At 39.2% G+C, this 19,151-nt stretch carries 19 protein-coding genes, 1 pseudogene and 1 other annotated feature; of the genes and pseudogenes, 16 read left to right on the forward strand and 4 right to left on the reverse strand.

Annotated elements, in window-relative coordinates:
- The first annotated feature begins 40 nt into the window (after positions 1–40).
- The 3 genes and pseudogenes from FTX43_RS06475 to FTX43_RS06485 all read left to right on the forward strand — a co-directional run bounded on the left by FTX43_RS06475 (position 41) and on the right by FTX43_RS06485 (position 2,815).
- Positions 41–550, forward strand: a pseudogene (locus FTX43_RS06475) (hypothetical protein).
- Complete coding sequence (locus tag FTX43_RS06480) at positions 547–1,851, forward strand: glycosyltransferase (RefSeq protein WP_147606895.1); 1,305 nt, start codon at positions 547–549, stop codon at positions 1,849–1,851. Before FTX43_RS06475 ends, FTX43_RS06480 begins: the two are co-directional and overlap by 4 nt.
- Positions 1,852–1,957: 106 nt before the next feature.
- Positions 1,958–2,815 carry an LPXTG cell wall anchor domain-containing protein gene (locus FTX43_RS06485; RefSeq protein ID WP_147606897.1) on the forward strand — a complete coding sequence of 286 codons (858 nt, stop codon included), beginning with the start codon at positions 1,958–1,960 and terminating at the stop codon, positions 2,813–2,815.
- Between the two features lie 110 nt (positions 2,816–2,925).
- Here FTX43_RS06485 and FTX43_RS06490 read toward each other — a convergent pair whose 3' ends face one another.
- Positions 2,926–3,246, reverse strand: coding sequence for a putative heavy metal-binding protein (locus FTX43_RS06490; protein WP_002292575.1), 321 nt, complete (start codon positions 3,244–3,246; stop codon positions 2,926–2,928).
- A 101-nt stretch (positions 3,247–3,347) separates the two neighbouring features.
- Between FTX43_RS06490 and dhaM the strand changes: the two genes are divergently transcribed.
- The 10 genes from dhaM to FTX43_RS06535 all read left to right on the forward strand — a co-directional run bounded on the left by dhaM (position 3,348) and on the right by FTX43_RS06535 (position 10,185).
- On the forward strand, positions 3,348–3,794 hold the full coding sequence (gene dhaM, locus FTX43_RS06495; RefSeq protein ID WP_002316646.1) for a dihydroxyacetone kinase phosphoryl donor subunit DhaM: 447 nt from the start codon (positions 3,348–3,350) through the stop codon (positions 3,792–3,794).
- Complete coding sequence (dhaK, locus tag FTX43_RS06500) at positions 3,769–4,779, forward strand: dihydroxyacetone kinase subunit DhaK (RefSeq protein ID WP_187160009.1); 1,011 nt, start codon at positions 3,769–3,771, stop codon at positions 4,777–4,779. Before dhaM ends, dhaK begins: the two co-directional genes overlap by 26 nt.
- A 28-nt stretch (positions 4,780–4,807) precedes the next feature.
- Positions 4,808–5,413, forward strand: coding sequence for a dihydroxyacetone kinase subunit DhaL (gene dhaL, locus FTX43_RS06505; RefSeq protein ID WP_147606899.1), 606 nt, complete (start codon positions 4,808–4,810; stop codon positions 5,411–5,413).
- 124 nt (positions 5,414–5,537) lie between these two features.
- Positions 5,538–6,197, forward strand: a complete 660-nt coding sequence (locus FTX43_RS06510) for an HI_0552 family protein (RefSeq protein ID WP_087064084.1) — start codon at positions 5,538–5,540, stop codon at positions 6,195–6,197.
- Between the two features lie 378 nt (positions 6,198–6,575).
- Positions 6,576–7,097 carry a hypothetical protein gene (locus FTX43_RS06515; RefSeq protein ID WP_065763774.1) on the forward strand — a complete coding sequence of 174 codons (522 nt, stop codon included), beginning with the start codon at positions 6,576–6,578 and terminating at the stop codon, positions 7,095–7,097.
- Positions 7,097–8,458, forward strand: coding sequence for a DUF2974 domain-containing protein (locus FTX43_RS06520; RefSeq protein WP_187160010.1), 1,362 nt, complete (start codon positions 7,097–7,099; stop codon positions 8,456–8,458). Before FTX43_RS06515 ends, FTX43_RS06520 begins: the two co-directional genes overlap by 1 nt.
- A 16-nt stretch (positions 8,459–8,474) precedes the next feature.
- Complete coding sequence (locus FTX43_RS14885; protein ID WP_002310709.1) at positions 8,475–8,786, forward strand: hypothetical protein; 312 nt, start codon at positions 8,475–8,477, stop codon at positions 8,784–8,786.
- Between the two features lie 18 nt (positions 8,787–8,804).
- A complete protein-coding gene (locus FTX43_RS06525; protein ID WP_002312757.1) occupies positions 8,805–9,068 on the forward strand; it encodes a hypothetical protein in 264 nt (87 codons plus the stop codon).
- A gap of 300 nt (positions 9,069–9,368) precedes the next feature.
- On the forward strand, positions 9,369–9,491 hold the full coding sequence (locus tag FTX43_RS15170; protein ID WP_002320700.1) for a hypothetical protein: 123 nt from the start codon (positions 9,369–9,371) through the stop codon (positions 9,489–9,491).
- A 34-nt stretch (positions 9,492–9,525) separates the two neighbouring features.
- A complete protein-coding gene (locus FTX43_RS06535; protein ID WP_002310712.1) occupies positions 9,526–10,185 on the forward strand; it encodes a Crp/Fnr family transcriptional regulator in 660 nt (219 codons plus the stop codon).
- Between the two features lie 79 nt (positions 10,186–10,264).
- Here FTX43_RS06535 and FTX43_RS06540 read toward each other — a convergent pair whose 3' ends face one another.
- Both FTX43_RS06540 and FTX43_RS06545 read right to left on the reverse strand, forming a co-directional pair.
- Entirely contained in the window at positions 10,265–11,875 is a 1,611-nt protein-coding gene (locus FTX43_RS06540; protein WP_002310714.1) for an ABC transporter permease, read from the reverse strand.
- A 12-nt stretch (positions 11,876–11,887) separates the two neighbouring features.
- A complete protein-coding gene (locus FTX43_RS06545; protein ID WP_002314041.1) occupies positions 11,888–12,769 on the reverse strand; it encodes an ABC transporter ATP-binding protein in 882 nt (293 codons plus the stop codon).
- Positions 12,770–13,022: 253 nt separating this feature from the next.
- Between FTX43_RS06545 and FTX43_RS06550 the strand changes: the two genes are divergently transcribed.
- Positions 13,023–13,622, forward strand: a complete 600-nt coding sequence (locus FTX43_RS06550; RefSeq protein ID WP_002292597.1) for a TetR/AcrR family transcriptional regulator — start codon at positions 13,023–13,025, stop codon at positions 13,620–13,622.
- 69 nt (positions 13,623–13,691) lie between these two features.
- Here FTX43_RS06550 and FTX43_RS06555 read toward each other — a convergent pair whose 3' ends face one another.
- Entirely contained in the window at positions 13,692–14,993 is a 1,302-nt protein-coding gene (locus FTX43_RS06555) for a polysaccharide deacetylase family protein (RefSeq protein ID WP_002316650.1), read from the reverse strand.
- Between the two features lie 261 nt (positions 14,994–15,254).
- Positions 15,255–15,460: a binding site (T-box leader), on the forward strand.
- A 105-nt stretch (positions 15,461–15,565) separates the two neighbouring features.
- Between FTX43_RS06555 and tyrS the strand changes: the two genes are divergently transcribed.
- Complete coding sequence (gene tyrS, locus FTX43_RS06560; protein ID WP_002310719.1) at positions 15,566–16,822, forward strand: tyrosine--tRNA ligase; 1,257 nt, start codon at positions 15,566–15,568, stop codon at positions 16,820–16,822.
- Positions 16,823–17,113: 291 nt separating this feature from the next.
- Entirely contained in the window at positions 17,114–18,991 is a 1,878-nt protein-coding gene (gene tdc / locus FTX43_RS06565; protein ID WP_087064078.1) for a tyrosine decarboxylase, read from the forward strand.
- Positions 18,992–19,151: the final 160 nt, after the last annotated feature.

The raw sequence follows: 19,151 nt of genomic DNA on the forward strand, positions 1-19,151 counted from the left end.
GTAAACTCCTACGTCGTAACAAAAAATGTGAGGTGAGGATATGAAAAAAGTAACAAGAGAAGAAGTTGCATCGATTTTGGTGAAAGATAAGTATTTTTCGAAAGGTAATTATTGGTTGAAAATTTGGCAAACGCTAGTGGCTCTTTTCGGTTGGATGATCGTTGTTCTTCCTTTTATATAGGTGTTTTTTCCATTGACGAGACCAGAAAGAGCCAAAGATTTTTACTTGTACGCTTTTTTATTGGAAAAGAAAATGCTGTATTTCTTCATCGGCTTTTTTGCATTGATCTTTTTCAGCTTCCTGATTATCTCATTTGTGTTGACTAGATGGAACAATCGAAATTTGTATAGAAAAGTAAATAAGTCTTTTGAATATGAAGATGAAGAATTGAAAAAAAGACAAGAATTACTTGAAGAAATGTATACGGAACGTTTTGGAACAAAGTAAGAGAGAGAAACGGTCCGTTTTTATTCTGTCTCCGAAGAGAAAAATCTAGATACGACACTCATTGCAGATTTGTATAAAGAAAATGGGGTGGAACTGAAATGACCTCAATCACTCATACAGGTAATCAATTCCTAGATACTTGTTTGTCTATCATGTATTTTTTTCTCGTTTCTTACCCGATTTTAGGCGGATTTGCATGGTTTATTGGTGTCTGGTGTTATGTTTTTTTATACAAACACAAACAAAAAGAATGGGTAGATGTTCCATCAGGTGTCGAACCGTTCATTACGATCATGGTACCAGCCCATAATGAAGAGATTGTGATCGAAGATACGATCGAGTATTTGATGACGAAATTGAATTATCACAACTATGAAGTATTAGTGACATATGATGGTTCAACGGACCAAACACCAGAAATATTAGCCAGACTGATGAAAAAATACGCTAATCTTCGTGTGGTTCGGATCGAAAAAAATAAAGGAAAAGCCCATGCGTTTAATATCGGACTTGCCTTTGCAAAAGGGAAATTGATTTTAAGCAATGATGCAGATACGGTACCGGAGCCAGATGCACTGAAGAGGTATGTGAATTATTTTATTCGCCCTGGTGCAAGACATATTGCTGCGGTCACTGCAAATATGGATGTCCAAAATCGTACAAAGTTGATTGCAAAATCGCAAACGGTTGAATTCTCAAGTATCGTTGGTATTATCAAACGAACACAGTCAGCTGTTTTCGGTGGCCTTTATGCGTACAGTGGGGCAAATACGATGTATCGAAAAGAAGCCTTGATCGATGTGGGCGGATTCAGACAAGATCGAGCGACAGAAGACATCAGTATTGCTTGGGATCATCAGTTGAATGATTGGGTATCTGTTTTTGCTCCTGGGATCATCTTTTTCATGGAAGTACCTGTGACGTTGAAGATGCTATATCGACAAAGAAAACGTTGGGCAAAAGGTGGAACAGAAGTCTGGCTGACGAATTTCAAAAAAGTGATGCTCCATCCTTTTGAACATATCGGAAGAACGATCATCTTCATTGATCAAACATTGAGTATTGTCTGGTCAATATTCTTTTGTATTTCCGTGATTCTTTTTATTGGATTGATTGGGCATTATGTGTACCAAGGAAACTATGAACAGATCTATGTCACTTTTACATTCAGTTTTGTGTTCATCTGCTTTGAAATGGTCGCAGGATTTTTCCAGTTGTTAGCTTCGCTGATTGTAGATGATCGACGAAGAAAATTGAAATACCTTCTTTTCGCACCCCTATATATGCTTTTGTTCTGGATAGTGAACGCGATAACGATCGTGACGACTTTCATTCCAGCGGTCAAAACGATTTTAGGTTATGGAAGCGGGACATGGAAAAGTCCGGAACGTACAAAAAAATAAAAGATGCACCGTTTTTTAGACAAACAGCCTGTTGTGTTTATGGTTCTTCCAGACATTTTTGCTTATAATAAGAAATTAGTTAAAAAGTAGTAAGGATGGGAAAGTGATGAAAAAAAGAATGAAGCCGTTGATCTGGCCGATTGCTGTTTTCGGTATTTTCTTCTTCGGACAAACAGCTTTTGCAGAAACTTCTGAACCTGCTCAAACAGAGCCTTCAACAACTATAAGCTCTTCTGATGCTGAAAACGGAACCTCAGAAACAGAAATGACTTCCAATGTACCGACAGATAACTCAGGAGAAACGATTTCGTCTTCAGAAGATACATCAACGAATAGTTCTACCTCTTCTGACCAAATCGATCATTTGCAAGACTTGGAAAATAAAAGAAAAGAACTCGAAGAAGCATTAGAAGCTGCAAAAAACAAATTGAAAGAAGACCAAGCAGCAATCGATCAAGATTTAGCTGATCTTAAAAATAAAGCGGGAAATGACCGTGCACAACTTGAGAAAAAGCTTGCTGAAGCGAAAGCAAAAGCGGAAGCTGTCCAAACAGATCTTGACGGGAAGATCCAACAAGCAAAAGAATTCAATCAACAATTAGATCAGGTTGCTCAAACAGCTTCTGGAAAGCTAAGTCAAACTCAAGCGGATATCACAGCGGCCAGTCAAGCGATCCATGGAAAGATCAGCGAAGCACAAACAGTTGCTAATGATTTTGAAGCAAAAAAAGCAGACTTAGCAGCTAGTTTCCAACGAATAAAAGATATTTTGCATTCGGCAGGAGAAAAATCAGTGGCCTCTGGAACCACGACAGAAACAGTTCATCAAACGACAGAGCCATCCGAATCAACAAGTCAGACTTTACCAAAAACAAATGAAAAAACAGCTTCTGTCAATTACTCCTTCGTAGGCACAGGTGTGCTAGTTGCAGCAGCTTACGGAATCATTCGCAAAAAGAAATAAAAAAGAGAGAATGGGAAGGTAGTGAACCTCGAAGTTAGACTGAAAAATCTAACTCTTGGGTCCCACTACATGTCCCATCTCTTTTTATTTATTAAGACAGCTATTCCTACTTATCTTGTGGAGACAGCTGTTCCACTACATGTGACCATCAGCATACCATTGTCGCTACCTAATACTTCGTAGTCCATTTTTACGCCAATGATTGCATCAGCTCCTAATGCTTTTGCACGTTCGGCCATTTCCGCAAGTGCTTCTTCTCTTGCGCCCATTAGTTCATTTTCATAACTTTTTGAACGGCCGCCAAAGACGTTTCGCAAACCAGCCCCAAAATCTTTCAATACATTGATCCCAGTAATAACTTCACCAAAAACGATTCCTTTATAAGCTACTACGGTTTTTCCTTCCACACTATTCGTGGTTGTTGTAATCATTCGATCACTCCTCTCTTTAACGAAAGTATAACAAAGTTCAAGATGCGCAACACATATTTTCCCAAAATTAGGAATTTATTATATACTTGAATTGTTCATTAATGAAAGCGAAACCAATCGTTAGCAACTATGTAAAAGAAAGGAAGATTCTTGTGAAAAAGAGTATTTTGCTTATTTCTCATAGTCAAAAAGTAACAGATGGTATTAAAGAAATGATTGAGCAGATGCAAAAATCCCAAGAGGTGCAGATCTTTTCTCTCGGCGGAATAAATGGCGAGATCGGATCAGACCCGATGAAAATCGTAGAAGCTGTCAATGAATCAAGTGATGCAGCTAGTTATTTTGTTTTTGCGGATATCGGCAGCGCGGTATTGAATTCGGAACTGGCAAAAGACATGTTGGAAGAAGAACAGCAGCAACGTTATCATCTGGTGGATGCGCCTTTAGTGGAAGGAGCTTTTGCAGCAGCCATCACTGCCGGTATAACGGATGATACTCAGCAAATCTTAACAGAAGCACAAAATGCCGGAAAGAAAGGATGGGAATAAATTGAAAAAAATCATGAATGATCCAAGCAATATTGTCGAAGAAATGCTGGAAGGATTAGTAAAAAGCTATCCAGAACTTGTTCATCGTGTAGAATCTTCCCGTGTTGTAGCCAAGAATCAGAAATCGGAACAAGTTGGTTTGGTTTCTGGTGGAGGAAGCGGACATGAACCATCCCATGCCGGGTTTGTAGGGGAAGGAATGTTAAGTGCAGCGGTGCTCGGTGATGTATTTACTTCTCCAACTCCAGATCAGATTCAAACGGCTATCAAGGAAGCGGATAGTGGCAAAGGAGTTTTACTAATCGTTAAGAATTATACAGGGGATGCATTGAACTTCGATATGGCAAAGGAACTAGCTGCTATGGACGATATTGAAGTAGAAAGTGTAATCGTAGATGATGATATCGCCGTTGAAAATAGTACGTATACTGCTGGAAAACGCGGAGTCGCAGGTACTGTCCTTGTACACAAAATCGTGGGCGATGCAGCAAGAAACGGTGCTTCCCTAGCAGAGTTGAAAGAATTGGGAGAAAAGGTCGTACAGGCAACTAAAACAATCGGTGTAGCGCTTCGAGCAGCAACTGTACCAGAAGTAGGGAAACCAGGATTCGAACTAGGAGAAGATGAAATCGAGTACGGTGTTGGTATCCACGGTGAGCCAGGCTATCGTCGAGAAAAGATGCAGCCTTCTAAAGTACTGGCAAAGGAACTTGTTACTAAGATTTTAGATGATTACTCGAATTTGCCAAAAGAAGCAGGTGTATTCGTCAACGGAATGGGCGGGACGCCTTTGATGGAACAGTTCGTATTCATGAATGATGTTTTAGCTCTGCTGGAAGAAAGAGGCGTCAATGTAGTTTTCCGAAAAGTCGGTAATTTTATGACCTCACTAGATATGCAAGGCCTTTCTCTTACGCTGATCGACTTGACGGAGACACAATGGAAAGATTCTTTAGAAAGCCATGTACAGACGATTTCATGGTAAGACAATCTCAAGATAAAAGGGTGATAATATGAAACTAACCGTTCAAGAAATCCAAGAATGGCTCTCACAATTTGCAGAGGCAATCAATCAGAACAAACAATATCTCAGTGATCTAGATACCCCGATTGGCGATGGAGACCACGGAAATAATATGGGAAGAGGGGCTTCAGCTTATGAAGAAGCTTTTCAAACCGATCATCCTGGAACAATTAGTGATACATTCAAAGTATTCTCTATGGCGATGATATCGAAAGTCGGTGGGGCTTCTGGTCCGTTATACGGATCTGCATTCATGAACATGATGAAAGCGACAAAAGGGGTCGATTCTATTGATTCTCAAGAAAAATTAGGAGAAGTGATCGAGCAGGGAACAGCGGGTATTCAAAGCCGAGGAAAGGCAGAAGCTGACGATAAAACGATGTTAGATGTTTGGCTACCAGTTACAGAGGCGTTGAAAGCAGGGAATCTAACAAAAGAAATTATTGACCAGGCAAAAGAACACACCAAAGACTTGGTAGCTAAAAAAGGACGAGCTTCCTATCTAGGAGAGCGTGCAATCGGACATATCGACCCGGGAGCTGCTTCCAGTGCCATTTTATTTACGTCACTACTCAATGTGATCAAAACTTCATGACCATTCCTGTAAATGGAAACAGAGGCTGAACTCGAAAAGCAATCAGTTGCTTTTTCGATTCAGCTTTTTTACAGTTGTTTCTTTTAAATAACATAGTTAAAATAAAAAGAAAAGAGGGAACAAAATGGATTTAATGAAAGAAGACTATCAGTTATTTGACAGAGACAATTATGCATTCAAACAACTCAAAGAAATACATACACCAGATGAAGTCGAACTAATCAAACAAGAATACAAAGCACACTGGCAAAAATGGAAAGAGATCCAGCTCCAGACAGCTGCACTTTTGCCTGATACATATGGCATGAGCAAACCTAAAATCGAAAGCTGGACGAATGGCTGGAATTTACGCAGTCATTTTTGGAGTGCTTATCGAAGTGAAGATCGGCAAAACGAGAATGCCTGTCTAGCAGTTTTGTTGAATCAAAAACAATACCAAATCTATTTGATGTATCAGCACTATAAAAGTGACACGAGAGAAGGAAGCGTTGAAGGATACAATCAATTGCTATCTTTACTGCAGGAATGGAGTACCCAGGTAGCGATTGAAGATTATTATATCTGGCCTCAGCCTGAAAATGAGCTGGAAGATCATTTGCCTTTATCCGTTTATTTATCAGATAAGAGCAAGCAAGAAGAGCTGCGAGAAACAATGGGCGATCGAACCTTCCAACTTGGCAAACTGTTTTTTTCTCCAAATGAATACACAAACATCGAAGAGAAAACTGCTGAGGCACTCAAAGAACTAGCGCCATTGTATCACGCGATAAAAAAGAAGTTATGAAAAAGCTGATTTGCGTTGCGTACTAAATAGATGGCATATCATCGAATCCACTGCTCTCATGATGCAACATAAACAGACACCTGCGAAAAATCATTTTTTTGCAGGTGTCTGTTTGGTTTTTCCATCAGTCAAATCAGAATAAAAATTTAAACAAATCTAAAAACATAACAGTTAACAATCTCTAAAAAACAACAATTACTTGCGCCTGTTTATTCTTTTGTATATGTGTTTCGATTTACATAACAGAAAAAATGAAAAAATATTCATTTCGTTATCAAACAAGGAAAAGTAAGAACAAGGCTTCTTTTTTCACTGATAAGCCTATGGTAAAATCCATTTAAAGCGTTTTCTTTGTGAAGAGAAGTAAGAAGAGCAAGTATGAAAAAAATCATTTTCAGAGGAGTCATAGTCATCATCGCACTAAGTATAGGAGGGAAAATATTGATGGATAGAAGAGAAAAAGACAATGAAGAACTGCGTACCATCCAAACCGATCTGGCAAATTATTTGTATAATCATTATGAGATTTCAACAGTAGATGAAAAGCGAGAAAAGGAAATCTTCAAAGAATTTAATCAAGGTAAAGGAGACATGACTGAACAGGAATTTTTTGAAAGATTAGATTCTATAACTGAGTATATTGATATTGAGAAAATAGAATTTACAGGTTTCTCTGTAACCCCTATGAAATCTTTAGAGGTCCACTTCGAAATCAATGACCTGCTCTCCCACACTGCGACATTAGGAGTAAAGTCTGCAGAAACAGGTCAGTGGATCTATAGGATTGATAGTGGTATAGAAAAACCGGGGCAAGATCATTATCTCAGTAGAAAAGACCAAGAGACCAATAGGAGCATACCCATGAATATCGTCACATTCTATGATGGGGGGATCGACTGATGGATCAGAATCGAGTTTTTTCAGAAACAGTTTATCAAGTAGAAGTAGGAAATATAAAAAAGCTGGATAGATTTGGCGTGAAAAACGAATATTTAATTCTTGATATGGTAAGCACCGACAAACATACAATCGGAAAAGAAAAAACACCAAAGAAAAACGGAATGCAGGCCATGGTCGTGGCTGAAATCAAAGATGAATATAAAAGTAAGAAGCAAGATCAATTACAGCAAATTTCCGGCTACCCCAAATCCGTCATCAAAAAAGACCTGACTATCGCCTACGCGGGCACTAAAAACTGGCAGGACTGGAAAACGAACATCCGAGAAGTCGGCTTTGAGGACAAACACGACAACGGCGCCTTCCAGTCGGCTTTAGCGTATGCCGATGCAATCGAAAAGACCTATTCTGTCAAAGACGGCTACACCATTTCCACGACCGGTCATTCCTTAGGTGGAGCGCAGGCAATCTATGTCGCTGTTTTAAAAGGCTATCACGGATTTACATATGCAGCGGCAGGCCCAGGCTTGAGTGAGAAGCAGCTCATGAATTATGAAGGGCAGATCATCAATCTGTATGACACTTCAGACATCGTGACTAGTGGCTGGCTGACTGGCGGGAAAGGCCAACTGCCATTTCACAGTTTCGGAATCGACAACGCCGGCTGGAAAAACTATGGACACGATCTAAATCAGTTCAATCTCGACAAAAACGGGAATTACATCGATAAATATGGCGATATCATCATCTATTCCGACCAACATGGAGGGGTCGCCCTCGAACAGACCTTACTCGCCCAGCAAATCATCAAAAACAAAGCTATGATCCGTCAAATGGAGACATATGGCGAAAAAAATCAATGGGAGAAAGATCGGATCAGTCAACTGAAAGAAGAAAACAAGTGGCTCCAGCTACAAATCAGTGCTTTCTCCAAGCTAGTGACTTGGCGGAAAAGATTCACAGCTAGCAGCGGCGGTCTGTCGACCAATGAACAGATCTATTTAGACGACCAGCAGGCGCTGATGATCGTGAAACATGCGGCTTCCGTCTTCGATCAAGCGATGGAACAAGTGCTAGTCATTTACCAGCGTGGAATTCGTGATTTGGAACAGCTGTGGGCAGATGGTCTTGCGATGGTCCGCAGACAGACACCGCTTTTGTCTCAGAACGAAATGCTCGATGCTCTGCGAGAAGTCGGTTGTACAAAGCAGACGATCGTTGATGAACCTACGCAGGAATTCAGGGAAAAAATCTTCAAAATCAAGCAGCTTTCAGCAGAATTCTCTACCTTGGCAAAAGAGATCGAAGCGAAAATCAATGAGCTGGTCCAACGTGATCGAGACTTGGCACGACAATTATTTTAAAACAAGGAGTAGTGAGATGGAAAAAGAAAACCAGATTCATGAAACATACCGAAAAGAACGACTGCAGCTAGAAAATCAGGAAGATCAGCTCAGACAGATGCAAAAGAACATGCAGCAGCTGGCAGAAACGACTTATTCCAATATACGTTTTTCGGTGTGTTCCTTTGAATGCCCGAAGGATTCTTTGTATTTTGCACAAAAAGAACTCAGACGTTTAGAAGAGAGGTTCTCTCATGAATTGATGCAGAAACGAAAAAAAATCTATGATCAGCAAGATGAAGTCGAACGCCGTTATCGTGCTGATCTGCAACGATTAAACAAAAAGTAACAAGAAAGGAGATAATAAGTGATCATTCTAGAGGAAAAAATTTGGGAAGATTACCAGAAAGAGATACAAAAAATCTCAGCAAGAGCTTTAGGGATTGCGATGACTCAAGACAAAGTCACGAAATGCAAAAAGGCGAAACAAGCCGCAGAGGTGGAAGCAAGTACGGCAAAAAAAGCGGTATCCTCTGCAACGACTGGATTGGAAAAAGCAGTAAAGGGTCGTTTCGGCAAACAAGTAACAGCGGCATTTAGTAAAAAAAGCCGAATGTTAGTAAGTTTTTGAACACTGTGAATCTCGGAGGTTGTGAACTTGCCGTTTAACCCTGAGTCACAAGGAACAATTTAAAAAACAGCTTCTCATGTTTGATGAATATCGTGACTTGTATCCGAGAAGTTGGCAGGAGAACACCATTTATTCAAAAAATAGGAGTTGCGACAAGGCGTTTGTCACAGCTCCTATTTGACATAAGAGGCAATTTTCAATTTTACTTATAGATAGTATCAAAAAATGATTTTAAGGCATAAAACACTCACCGCCATTATTACCGAGAGTCTGATCCTAGTGGCCGAGGTGGCAAACGGTATGCTTTTCCATGAAATGAGTATTCTGATCGTGGTCATAAACGGCATGTGTCTGCTTACTTATCGCACAAAAAGAAAAATCTTGATACAACAATTACCCAAGTTAAACGAACAAGTAGAATAACAAACAAGGAAGAAATCCAAAGGAGGAATCTGCTATGAGACATGAAGGATTGTGTGTTTCACTCGTTCCATTATTCAATCATCTCGAGATAGAAGATCAGCAAAAAATCCACTCGTTAGTGACACACAGAAAAGTGGAAAAAGGAGAACAGCTTCTTGCGCCGAATAGAGAGTCTCAATTAGTAATCGTGGCTTCCGGTAGTATGAAAGTGTATCAATTATCTGCTAGCGGAAAGGAACAGCTTTTACGAGTAGTAGAGCCGGGCGGATATGAGGGAGAGAGCCAGTTGTTAGGCGTTCCAAATGAATCTTTATTTGGCGAAGCACTAGAAAAAACGGAAATTTGCGTATTGAGACAAAAAGATTTCTCGGAACTTTTACTGCATTATCCCGCCCTTAGTCTGAAACTTTTAGCAATCAACGCTGAGAAATTAACAAAAGTACAGCAGCAGACAACTTTTTTGATGATGGAAAAAGTAGAAGAACGAGTCGCTGTCTATCTGCTTGACTTAGCTAAAGCGACAGGGAAGGATCACTTTTTCCTGCCAATGAAAATGAAAGAACTTGCTGCATTTATCGGTACGACCCCCGAAACTTTATCTAGAAAATTTAAATTATTAGAGGAGAATGGTTATGTAAAAAGAGAGAATCGGGAAGTCTGGATCATTGATAAAGAACAGTTAGAAGACATGTAAATACAAAAATGACCTCCAAATGTTGGATTTTTGATCCCAATTTGGAGGCTAGCATGAAATTGAACATGCTCTTTTTTTGTTATCCTTCCACTAAATCTCTTCTCCTATAACCGATAGCACCAAGGACGATCAGTGCAAGGCTGATACAGGATAACGTAAGGAATACGGAAAGATCGAAAGAATCGTTTGGCATCCGTGGTACCCAGCTAGGGACCGCTGTTTTGGAGAACCATTCTGGTAAATCCAAAATCCCGCCAAAGTAATTGAGCGCAAAGGAGTAAGCTAAGTAGATATAAGCAAATTTACCCATTCGAGGAAGCCATCCGAATAGAAAGCCACTCATTCCGATAAACACTAAAACAGCAGGCAGAAAGTTGAATCCGGCTTTAAGAAACAGCAATAGATCCATATCTTTCGCATCCTTCATCGATGCCAAAGCAGAAAGTCCTAGCGCACCAGAACTAATCAGAATCGACAATATAGAAAACAGGATCGCTAGTAACAGATTTGTCCAATAAAGTTGGTTCCTAGAAATTTTTGTTGCGAACAGCTGATTCATACGTCCGTGGGTTTCTTCTGTAAATAAACGATTGATGCTAGCAATTGGTAAAATAGCAGCTAGACAAATCAAGACGACCATGATCGTGCTTGTAAAGTTTTTTTCAATTGAGACGCCAGATTGGATAAACATCTGTTTCATTAAGTCGTTACTTTCTAAAAACTGTTGCATATTCCCGTAGATAGAGCCGTATGCCGCCCCCATCAAACCAAAAGTGATAAGCCAACTGATGGTCATTCCTTTATTTAGATAGAATAATAAACCACGCAAGGATAGAAGAGAACGTTTAGCATACGGTTTTCCTTCACGTTCGGGGATATAGCCGGTGTTCAAGTCTCGATGTTCCTCTAAAACAAATGAACTGATTATCAAGATGAGACTGAACAAAAACAAATAAAGCAAAGGAATCCAGTTATTAGTTGTAAATGGATAGGACAAATAAGACCAGCCTAAAGGATTCCACATCGAAAGAGAGGAATCAGCTACATCTGTTATTGCTCTTAGAAGGTAAAGTCCACCTAAAAACGCTAGAGACAGACCATTCGAACTGGCTGCACTTGGCATCAGTTGTGAAGCAAACAGTGCAACGGCACTCCCCAAAATACCCGTACTACCTACAGATAGCCCAAAAAGCCAAGCACCTTCTGCAGTGATCGAATCTGCTTGAAAAAAAATCATCGTACAGCTGATCGATATTGCTAAAAGCAAATTAATCAGAATACTTTCAGCGATGACAGCTAAAGAGTTTGCTTGACGTCCGACTCGAAAGGAACGAATAAGTTCAATCAGACCAAGCTCCTCTTTTTTTCTCGTTTGGCTCACCACATGCAAAACAGAGATCACAGCAGCAAACAAACTGCAAAAAAGCAACATTTCATTTGCATACATCGCTCCTAAAGTATACTCAGCAGCATTCGAAGCGGGAGTTGGTCCGACCATTGCTATCATTGCCGGGTTTTGCATTGTTTCGTATAATCCAGCTAACCCTTGTCCTGAAGTCAATTCTTCAAACGCAGGGACAAAACCACCAGAAAAAGCAGTGACACCGACTAGCCATATCAAGATCTTTTTCCAGTCACGGCTAAGGTTTTGAGAAAAAAGGGTGGACCAGCGTGAAAATTTATCAGTCATTTCGTTTCCTCCTCATCCTTCATAGTGCCTCATGAATAAATCTTCAAGAGTCGGTGGAATAGATTCAAATTTTTTCACACCTAATTTGGAAGTTTCAGCTAAAATCTCATCGAAAGCTTCGTTGTCAGCAGCAAATTGAGCAAGGTGGCCTTTTTGCACAAAATCATGGACACCGTTCAATTGTGCTAAGTGGCTGTTATCTGCTTCTGTTTCTATAGTAATGGTCGAGCGGGTCAAATGACGCAATTCATCGAGTGTTCCTTCTTCTACGACTGTTCCCTCGCGGATGATCACGACTTTATCTGCCAGCCGTTCGACTTCACTGAGAATATGAGAAGAAAGCAGGATGGATTTGCCCTGTTCTTTCAGTTTTTCAACTTCTTCTTGAAAAATGGTTTCCATCAAGGGATCTAAACCAGAAGTAGGCTCATCAAATAAATAGAGATCCGAATCAACAGCTAAAGCAGCAATCAAGCCCACTTTTTGACGATTTCCTTTTGAATAGTTTTTTGCTTTTTTCTTAGGATCAAGAGAGAAACGTTGAATCAGTTCGTCCTTTTTTTGAGCGTTCCCTTTTCCATGAAGCTTCATGAAGAGATCGATGATCGCTCCTCCAGTCAAATTTCCCCATAAAGAGATGTCACCTGGAACATAAGAAAGACGTTCATGGATAGATAAACTATCTTCCCATACATCTTGACCAAAAATCGTTGCCGTTCCGCCGTCTTTTTTTATAATCCCTAAAAGTGTCCGAATCGTCGTGGATTTTCCAGAACCATTTGGTCCGATAAATCCAACGACTTCACCTGAATGTACGGTGAAAGAGACATCTTTTAAAGCTTCGAAACGACCAAAGCTCTTTTTCAAATGTGTGACTTTGACGATTTCTGCCATAAAAACCCCACTCCTTTTTCTTAAAATATATACTAAAAAAGATTAATCAGTTTAATAAAATGGTTTTATACCTTTTTATAAAACTTTTTTTTATATTTTAGTACATAATATTCTTTTTATAAATTTCTGTCAATGAATTCATAAACAAGGAATTGCTAGCTTGATACTTTCTCAATAGATAGTTATAATAAACCTCAGAATAAATTTGAACTATATATATTATAAAAGTTTAAAATTACGGGAGGCTCTATAAATGAACGGTTTTGAAAAGAGAGCACAAGAGAAAAAGAAAGAGATTTTACAAGCAGCTTTTGACTTGATGAACACAGACATAGGAACCGCTGGAGTGACGATGGATAAGGTTGCTGAGAGCGCTCAGGTAAGTAAAGCGACGATTTTTAAATATTTTGGCAGCAAGGAAGGGCTGATTTATGAAGTATTTTTCACATTTATGAATGATTTAGGGCAAGAAGCGAAAGCGTTGATTGCGGAAAATCTTCCATTTGAAGAAACGCTGATTGCTATGAGTGAAAATAAAATCCGCTATCTCAATCGAGTGAACAAACAATTTTATATCGATTTGATGACATACTATACAAAAAAAGAAAAAAAAGAATTTTCTGACGCGATGGATGCGTATACGCAAGAAAGTTTCAGTATCATGCTTGATCTTTTCCACCGAGGACGTAAAGAAGGAAAAGTGGATTTGAAATATTCGGATGAGTTTTTGATCCTCTATTTTCAAGCAATGGTAGAAGGAATTTCTAAGCCGGAGATATACGCAAAACTGCTTCCATATACAGCAGAATGGACAGAAGTCCTGATCAAAGGTATCGCGCCGAAGAAGAAATAAAGCATAAAAAAAGCCGAAACTGACGATAAAATGTCAGTTCGGCTTTTTTTGTTTATAAATGATGTAAAATCAAGCGGATTCGCGTGCTTCTTTGTCGTAGACCTCATGAACATTGATGAATGGATCAAGAATAGGGTTTTGTCCGTCTAAATCTGATTGGAACCGAATGCCATCAATATTGATTCGAGCATTTCGATAGAAATCCGTACCTAATTGTCCCCAAGCGGGAGTAGAAGCATCTACATTGCAGAAAATATCGAAACCTTGACTCTTCAAGTAAGCAAATTTTTGATTTTCTGCTGAATAAGGCTGCCAGTCGCTAATATCTGCACCAAATGGATAAATCAGGATATTTGTTTTTCCTAGGATAGGTGCAACTTCTTGCTGCCATAATTCATTGTCTTTTTTGACATCCTCTAATGAAGCTTGAGTCATATTCAAGTGTCCCCAGGTATGGGAAGCAAAGCTCCAACCATCTTTCTTCAACTGATCAGCCACTTTTTTAGCTTCTTCGCTCTCTTTTTTTGTTTTTTCGTTATCTCCGTATTGAGACTTGGATGTTCGATAACCTAAAACACCGTTGTAACCTGTCAGGGCCAAGGTGCCTTTTGCGCCTCGATAAGAAAAATCAGGATGTTTCTTGACAAAAGCATCGATCAGAGGAACCATGTCAAAGTCCCCAATTTCTTCCTTATCATTCTCTTTATAAACATTTTTGATTTCATTGTTATTTGATACGACTAATCGGCTAGGAAAACCGGAATTATCCATATATTCATAATAGCTGACATCATCTTGTGAAAGAATTAATGGTTTTTTTCCTTCAGGTAGCGCAAGCCCGTTAAAGGAAAGATTCCCTTGTTCGTCTTTTTGGATCAAATCATTCAAATTGACTAAAACAAAATCATTTTGATAGAGTTGTTCGATTGAACGGTTGAATTCTTCAACAGTTACCATATAGTCTTTATATCCTTGAGCCTGTTGAGAGTGGAAGGCTTTTTGTGGGTCCACGATCAAGCTGTGAAAAAAGACGTGAGAGATCTGAGTAGGATCAGACCAGTCAATTAGTTGTTCTTTCTCCTTTTTCAGTGTTTGAAGAAGCTGCTGTGTTTCCGCAGATCCGTTTTTACTGTTTTTCTCCAATAAAGCAATCGCTTGGTCATAATCATAGCTTTGTGCCAGATTTTTTGCTTGAGTCACTAGCTGTTGCTTATCATCCATTGGCTCTTTTGTCTTTTCTGTTATTTTTTTTTCATGAATAATCGGTTCTTTTTTTGTGTATGCTCGGATGACAAAAAAAAGACTTAAAATTAAAATAACGACAGTTAAAGCAGAAGTGGCTCCTAAAATAATTTTTTGCTTTTTTTCCATATACCTCGTCCCTTACTTTTTCATTTTTTACTCGTCCCGTTGTTCATTGTAACGAAGAAAGAATAAGAGGAAAAGTAAAGTGACTTCTCGATAAATTGCAGAAAAAATACAGAAAAAATAGTTTCTTTTAACAATAGTTGAAAATAAAATGTTCGGGATTAGAGCGGATTCAAAAAAGAAAAAATGAGGAATTTAAAAAAAATATCTTTTTTCTGTTGACAAAGAAAAAGTTGCGCTCTATGATAGACACATATTAATAATAACAAGACGAAGATTGAAACGAAGTAGTTGTTAAAGCCAATGTTTCAGAAAGCTGGTGGTTGCTGCAAACCAGTACATGCTTTAAAGCGAATTACATTTCAGGAGTCTCTGGCAGTGATTGCCACGCGACAGCGTTAAATGTTCGAGAGGTATGTTGGATATCTAGACATACAAATTGGGTGGTACCGCGAGATTTCGTCCCTTGGCTATATGCCAAGGGACTTTTTTTATTTTCCATCCCGAAGAAATACTCAATGACGCATGCTAGCAGGTTCCTGCTTTCATAAAAAAACTACACGGAGGTCAGTAAAATGAATATTATTGATGAATTAACTTGGCGCGACGCCATTAATCAGCAAACAAACGAAGAAAGACTTCGCGAGCTCGTTGAAGAAAAGAGCATTTCACTTTATTGCGGCGTTGATCCAACTGGTGATTCGATGCATATCGGACATTTGATCCCATTTATGATGATGAAAAGATTCCAATTGGCAGGCCATCATCCATATATTCTGATTGGCGGCGGAACAGGAACAATCGGCGACCCAAGCGGCCGTAAAACAGAACGTGTGTTGCAAACGATGGAACAAGTACAACATAACGTGGATGCACTTTCCAATCAAATGAGAAAATTGTTTGGTAAAGACGCAAATATCACATTTGTGAACAACTACGACTGGTTATCAAAAATCTCTTTACTTGAATTTTTGAGAGACTACGGTAAAAACTTCAACATCAACACGATGTTAGCAAAAGATATCGTTGCCAGCCGTTTGGAAGTAGGGATCTCATTCACAGAATTCACTTACCAAATCCTGCAATCCATCGACTTTTTACATCTGCATAAAACATACGATGTACAACTACAAATCGGTGGAGCAGACCAATGGGGAAATATCACAGCTGGTTTAGACCTGATCCGAAAATTAGAAGGACCAGAAGCAGAAGCGTTCGGTTTAACGATTCCATTGATGTTGAAAGCGGACGGAACGAAATTCGGAAAAACCGCAGGCGGTGCCATTTGGCTTGATCCTAAGAAAACTTCACCATTTGAATTCTACCAATTCTGGTTGAATCAAGATGATCGTGATGTAGTGAAATACTTGAAATTCTTTACGTTCTTATCTCAAGAAGAAATTGAAGAATTAGCGAAAAAAGTAGAGACAGAACCTGAGAAACGTGAAGCACAACGCCGTTTGGCAGAAGAAGTTACAAGATTTGTGCATAGTGAAGAAGACTTGAAAGAAGCGCAAAAAATAACGCAAGCATTGTTCTCTGGAAATATTAAAGAACTAAATGCGGAAGAAATCGCGCAAGGATTCGGTAAAATGCCGAACGTTGAAATTTCAAGCACACCTGAAAATATCGTGGAGCTACTTGTTTCCACAAAAATTGAACCATCTAAACGTCAGGCACGGGAAGATGTTTCAAACGGAGCTATAAGTATTAACGGTGACCGCGTTACCGATTTAAATTTTGTCATAAATCCATCCGATGAATTCGATGGTAAGTTTGTGGTTATTCGAAAAGGTAAGAAAAATTACTTTTTGGCCAAAGTAATTGATTAGAATTTAGTAAGTTTTTGCCTTGAAAAAGGGGAATACTATTACAACATTCCAATTTTGAAACCCATCCTAAAATAGAACGCTGGTTGTCGTTAATACAATCTTTGCGAGGGAGTTTACTTTTGTAAATTCCCTCGTTTTTTTTAATTATTTCAAAAGTGCGAACAATTCGAATAATTGATACATATCAAAATACGATTAAAAAACGGTCGAAAGCTTAGTTTACAGAATAGGAGAACAGGTGTAATGTAGGGCTCGACAAAATTTAAATATTTTTTTTAGGAGGGTTTCACTATGAGTGAATCATTGTCGAAAGATCTAAACCTAAATGCCCTATTCATTGGGGACAAAGCTGAGAACGGCCAAATCTATAAAGCTTTGTTGAATGAATTGGTGGACGAACATTTAGGCTGGCGTCAAAACTACATGCCTCAAGACATGCCTATCATTACGCCAGAAGAAAAAAGCAGTGCTAGTTTTGAACACACTGTGAATAAAACAAAAGATGTTCTATCAGAAATTTCAGCGCGGATGCGTACCCATTCCGTTCCTTGGCATAATGCCGGACGCTACTGGGGTCATATGAACTCTGAAACATTGATGCCATCTTTACTAGCGTACAATTTTGCTATGCTATGGAATGGTAATAACGTTGCTTACGAATCTTCTCCTGCAACAAGCCAAATGGAAGAAGAAGTAGGCATGGAATTTGCAAAATTAATGAGCTATAAAGATGGCTGGGGACACATCGTTGCTGATGGTTCTTTAGCAAACTTAGAAGGACTTTGGTATGCCCGCAACATCAAATCATTGCCACTTGCTATGAAAGAAGTGACACCTGAACTAGTTGCTGGAAAAAGCGATTGGGAATTGATGAACTTGTCAACAGAAGAAATCATGAACTTGTTAGACAGTGTTCCAGAAAAAATCGACGAAATCAAAGCTCACTCAGCACGTAGCGGAAAACATTTAGACAAATTAGGAAAATGGTTGGTTCCACAAACAAAACACTATTCATGGCTAAAAGCTGCCGACATCATCGGTATCGGTTTAGACCAAGTAATTCCAGTGCCAGTTGACCATAACTACCGCATGGACATCAACGAACTTGAAAAAATCGTTCGTGGTCTAGCAGCTGAAAAAACACCAATCTTAGGTGTAGTCGGTGTTGTAGGATCAACAGAAGAAGGAGCAATCGACGGTATCGATAAAATCGTTGCATTGCGTCGCGTATTAGAAAAAGACGGTATTTACTTCTACTTGCATGTAGATGCTGCTTATGGCGGATACGGTCGTGCGATTTTCTTAGACGAAGACAACAACTTCATTCCATTCGAAGATTTAAAAGATGTTCATTACAAATACAACGTCTTTACAGAAAACAAAGATTATATCTTAGAAGAAGTACACAGTGCATATAAAGCAATCGAAGAAGCAGAATCTGTAACGATCGACCCACATAAAATGGGCTATGTTCCATATTCTGCCGGTGGTATCGTCATCAAAGATATCCGCATGAGAGACGTTATCTCTTACTTCGCAACATATGTATTTGAAAAAGGTGCAGATATCCCAGCATTACTTGGAGCGTATATCTTGGAAGGTTCAAAAGCAGGGGCAACAGCAGCCAGCGTTTGGGCAGCACACCATGTCTTACCTTTGAATGTCACAGGATACGGTAAATTGATGGGTGCATCAATCGAAGGGGCACACCGTTTCTACAACTTCTTGAATGACTTGTCATTCAAAGTAGGTGACAAAGAAATCGAAGTTCATCCATTAACTTATCCAGATTTCAACATGGTAGACTACGTATTCAAAGAAAAAGGCAACGACGATTTAGTTGCGATGAATAAATTGAACCATGACGTATATGATTATTCTTCATACGTGAAAGGAAGCATTTACGGTAATGAATTCTTAACTTCACATACTGACTTTGCTATCCCAGACTATGGCAACAGCCCATTGCAATTCGTGAACCAACTAGGATTCTCAGATGAAGAATGGAACCGTGCCGGAAAAGTAACTGTATTGCGTGCCAGCGTAATGACACCATACATGAACAAAGAAGAACACTTTGAAGAATATGCTGAAAAAATCAAAGCAGCTCTTCAAGAAAAATTGGAAAAAATCTACGCAGACCAATTATTGGCAAGCGAAGCAAAATAAGCAAGGTAATCATGTTAGAAAACAGCTTGAATGCTAACTGTTTCTGACGCATGTTTGGATCTGAAGAGCAAGGGGTGACCTAAGCTCTTCGATCCCTTTGTTTTGAGGTTGTCTTTGAAGAACTCCTTCAAGCAATAGACTCAAAGAATCCCCTCAAATA

Origin of the sequence: Enterococcus sp. DA9 (genome assembly GCF_008000875.1) — a bacterium.
Lineage (GTDB): Bacteria > Bacillota > Bacilli > Lactobacillales > Enterococcaceae > Enterococcus_B > Enterococcus_B lactis.

Coding starts and splice junctions, on each gene's coding strand:
- FTX43_RS06480 (WP_147606895.1), top strand. CDS start 547: ATGACCTCAATCACTCATACAGGTAATCAATTCCTAGATACTTGTTTG.
- FTX43_RS06485 (WP_147606897.1), top strand. CDS start 1,958: ATGAAAAAAAGAATGAAGCCGTTGATCTGGCCGATTGCTGTTTTCGGT.
- FTX43_RS06490 (WP_002292575.1), bottom strand. CDS start 3,246: ATGATTACAACAACCACGAATAGTGTGGAAGGAAAAACCGTAGTAGCT.
- dhaM (WP_002316646.1), top strand. CDS start 3,348: ATGAAAGCGAAACCAATCGTTAGCAACTATGTAAAAGAAAGGAAGATT.
- dhaK (WP_187160009.1), top strand. CDS start 3,769: ATGCCGGAAAGAAAGGATGGGAATAAATTGAAAAAAATCATGAATGAT.
- dhaL (WP_147606899.1), top strand. CDS start 4,808: ATGAAACTAACCGTTCAAGAAATCCAAGAATGGCTCTCACAATTTGCA.
- FTX43_RS06510 (WP_087064084.1), top strand. CDS start 5,538: ATGGATTTAATGAAAGAAGACTATCAGTTATTTGACAGAGACAATTAT.
- FTX43_RS06515 (WP_065763774.1), top strand. CDS start 6,576: ATGAAAAAAATCATTTTCAGAGGAGTCATAGTCATCATCGCACTAAGT.
- FTX43_RS06520 (WP_187160010.1), top strand. CDS start 7,097: ATGGATCAGAATCGAGTTTTTTCAGAAACAGTTTATCAAGTAGAAGTA.
- FTX43_RS14885 (WP_002310709.1), top strand. CDS start 8,475: ATGGAAAAAGAAAACCAGATTCATGAAACATACCGAAAAGAACGACTG.
- FTX43_RS15170 (WP_002320700.1), top strand. CDS start 9,369: ATGCTTTTCCATGAAATGAGTATTCTGATCGTGGTCATAAACGGCATG.
- FTX43_RS06535 (WP_002310712.1), top strand. CDS start 9,526: ATGAGACATGAAGGATTGTGTGTTTCACTCGTTCCATTATTCAATCAT.
- FTX43_RS06540 (WP_002310714.1), bottom strand. CDS start 11,875: ATGACTGATAAATTTTCACGCTGGTCCACCCTTTTTTCTCAAAACCTT.
- FTX43_RS06545 (WP_002314041.1), bottom strand. CDS start 12,769: ATGGCAGAAATCGTCAAAGTCACACATTTGAAAAAGAGCTTTGGTCGT.
- FTX43_RS06550 (WP_002292597.1), top strand. CDS start 13,023: ATGAACGGTTTTGAAAAGAGAGCACAAGAGAAAAAGAAAGAGATTTTA.
- FTX43_RS06555 (WP_002316650.1), bottom strand. CDS start 14,993: ATGGAAAAAAAGCAAAAAATTATTTTAGGAGCCACTTCTGCTTTAACT.
- tyrS (WP_002310719.1), top strand. CDS start 15,566: ATGAATATTATTGATGAATTAACTTGGCGCGACGCCATTAATCAGCAA.
- tdc (WP_087064078.1), top strand. CDS start 17,114: ATGAGTGAATCATTGTCGAAAGATCTAAACCTAAATGCCCTATTCATT.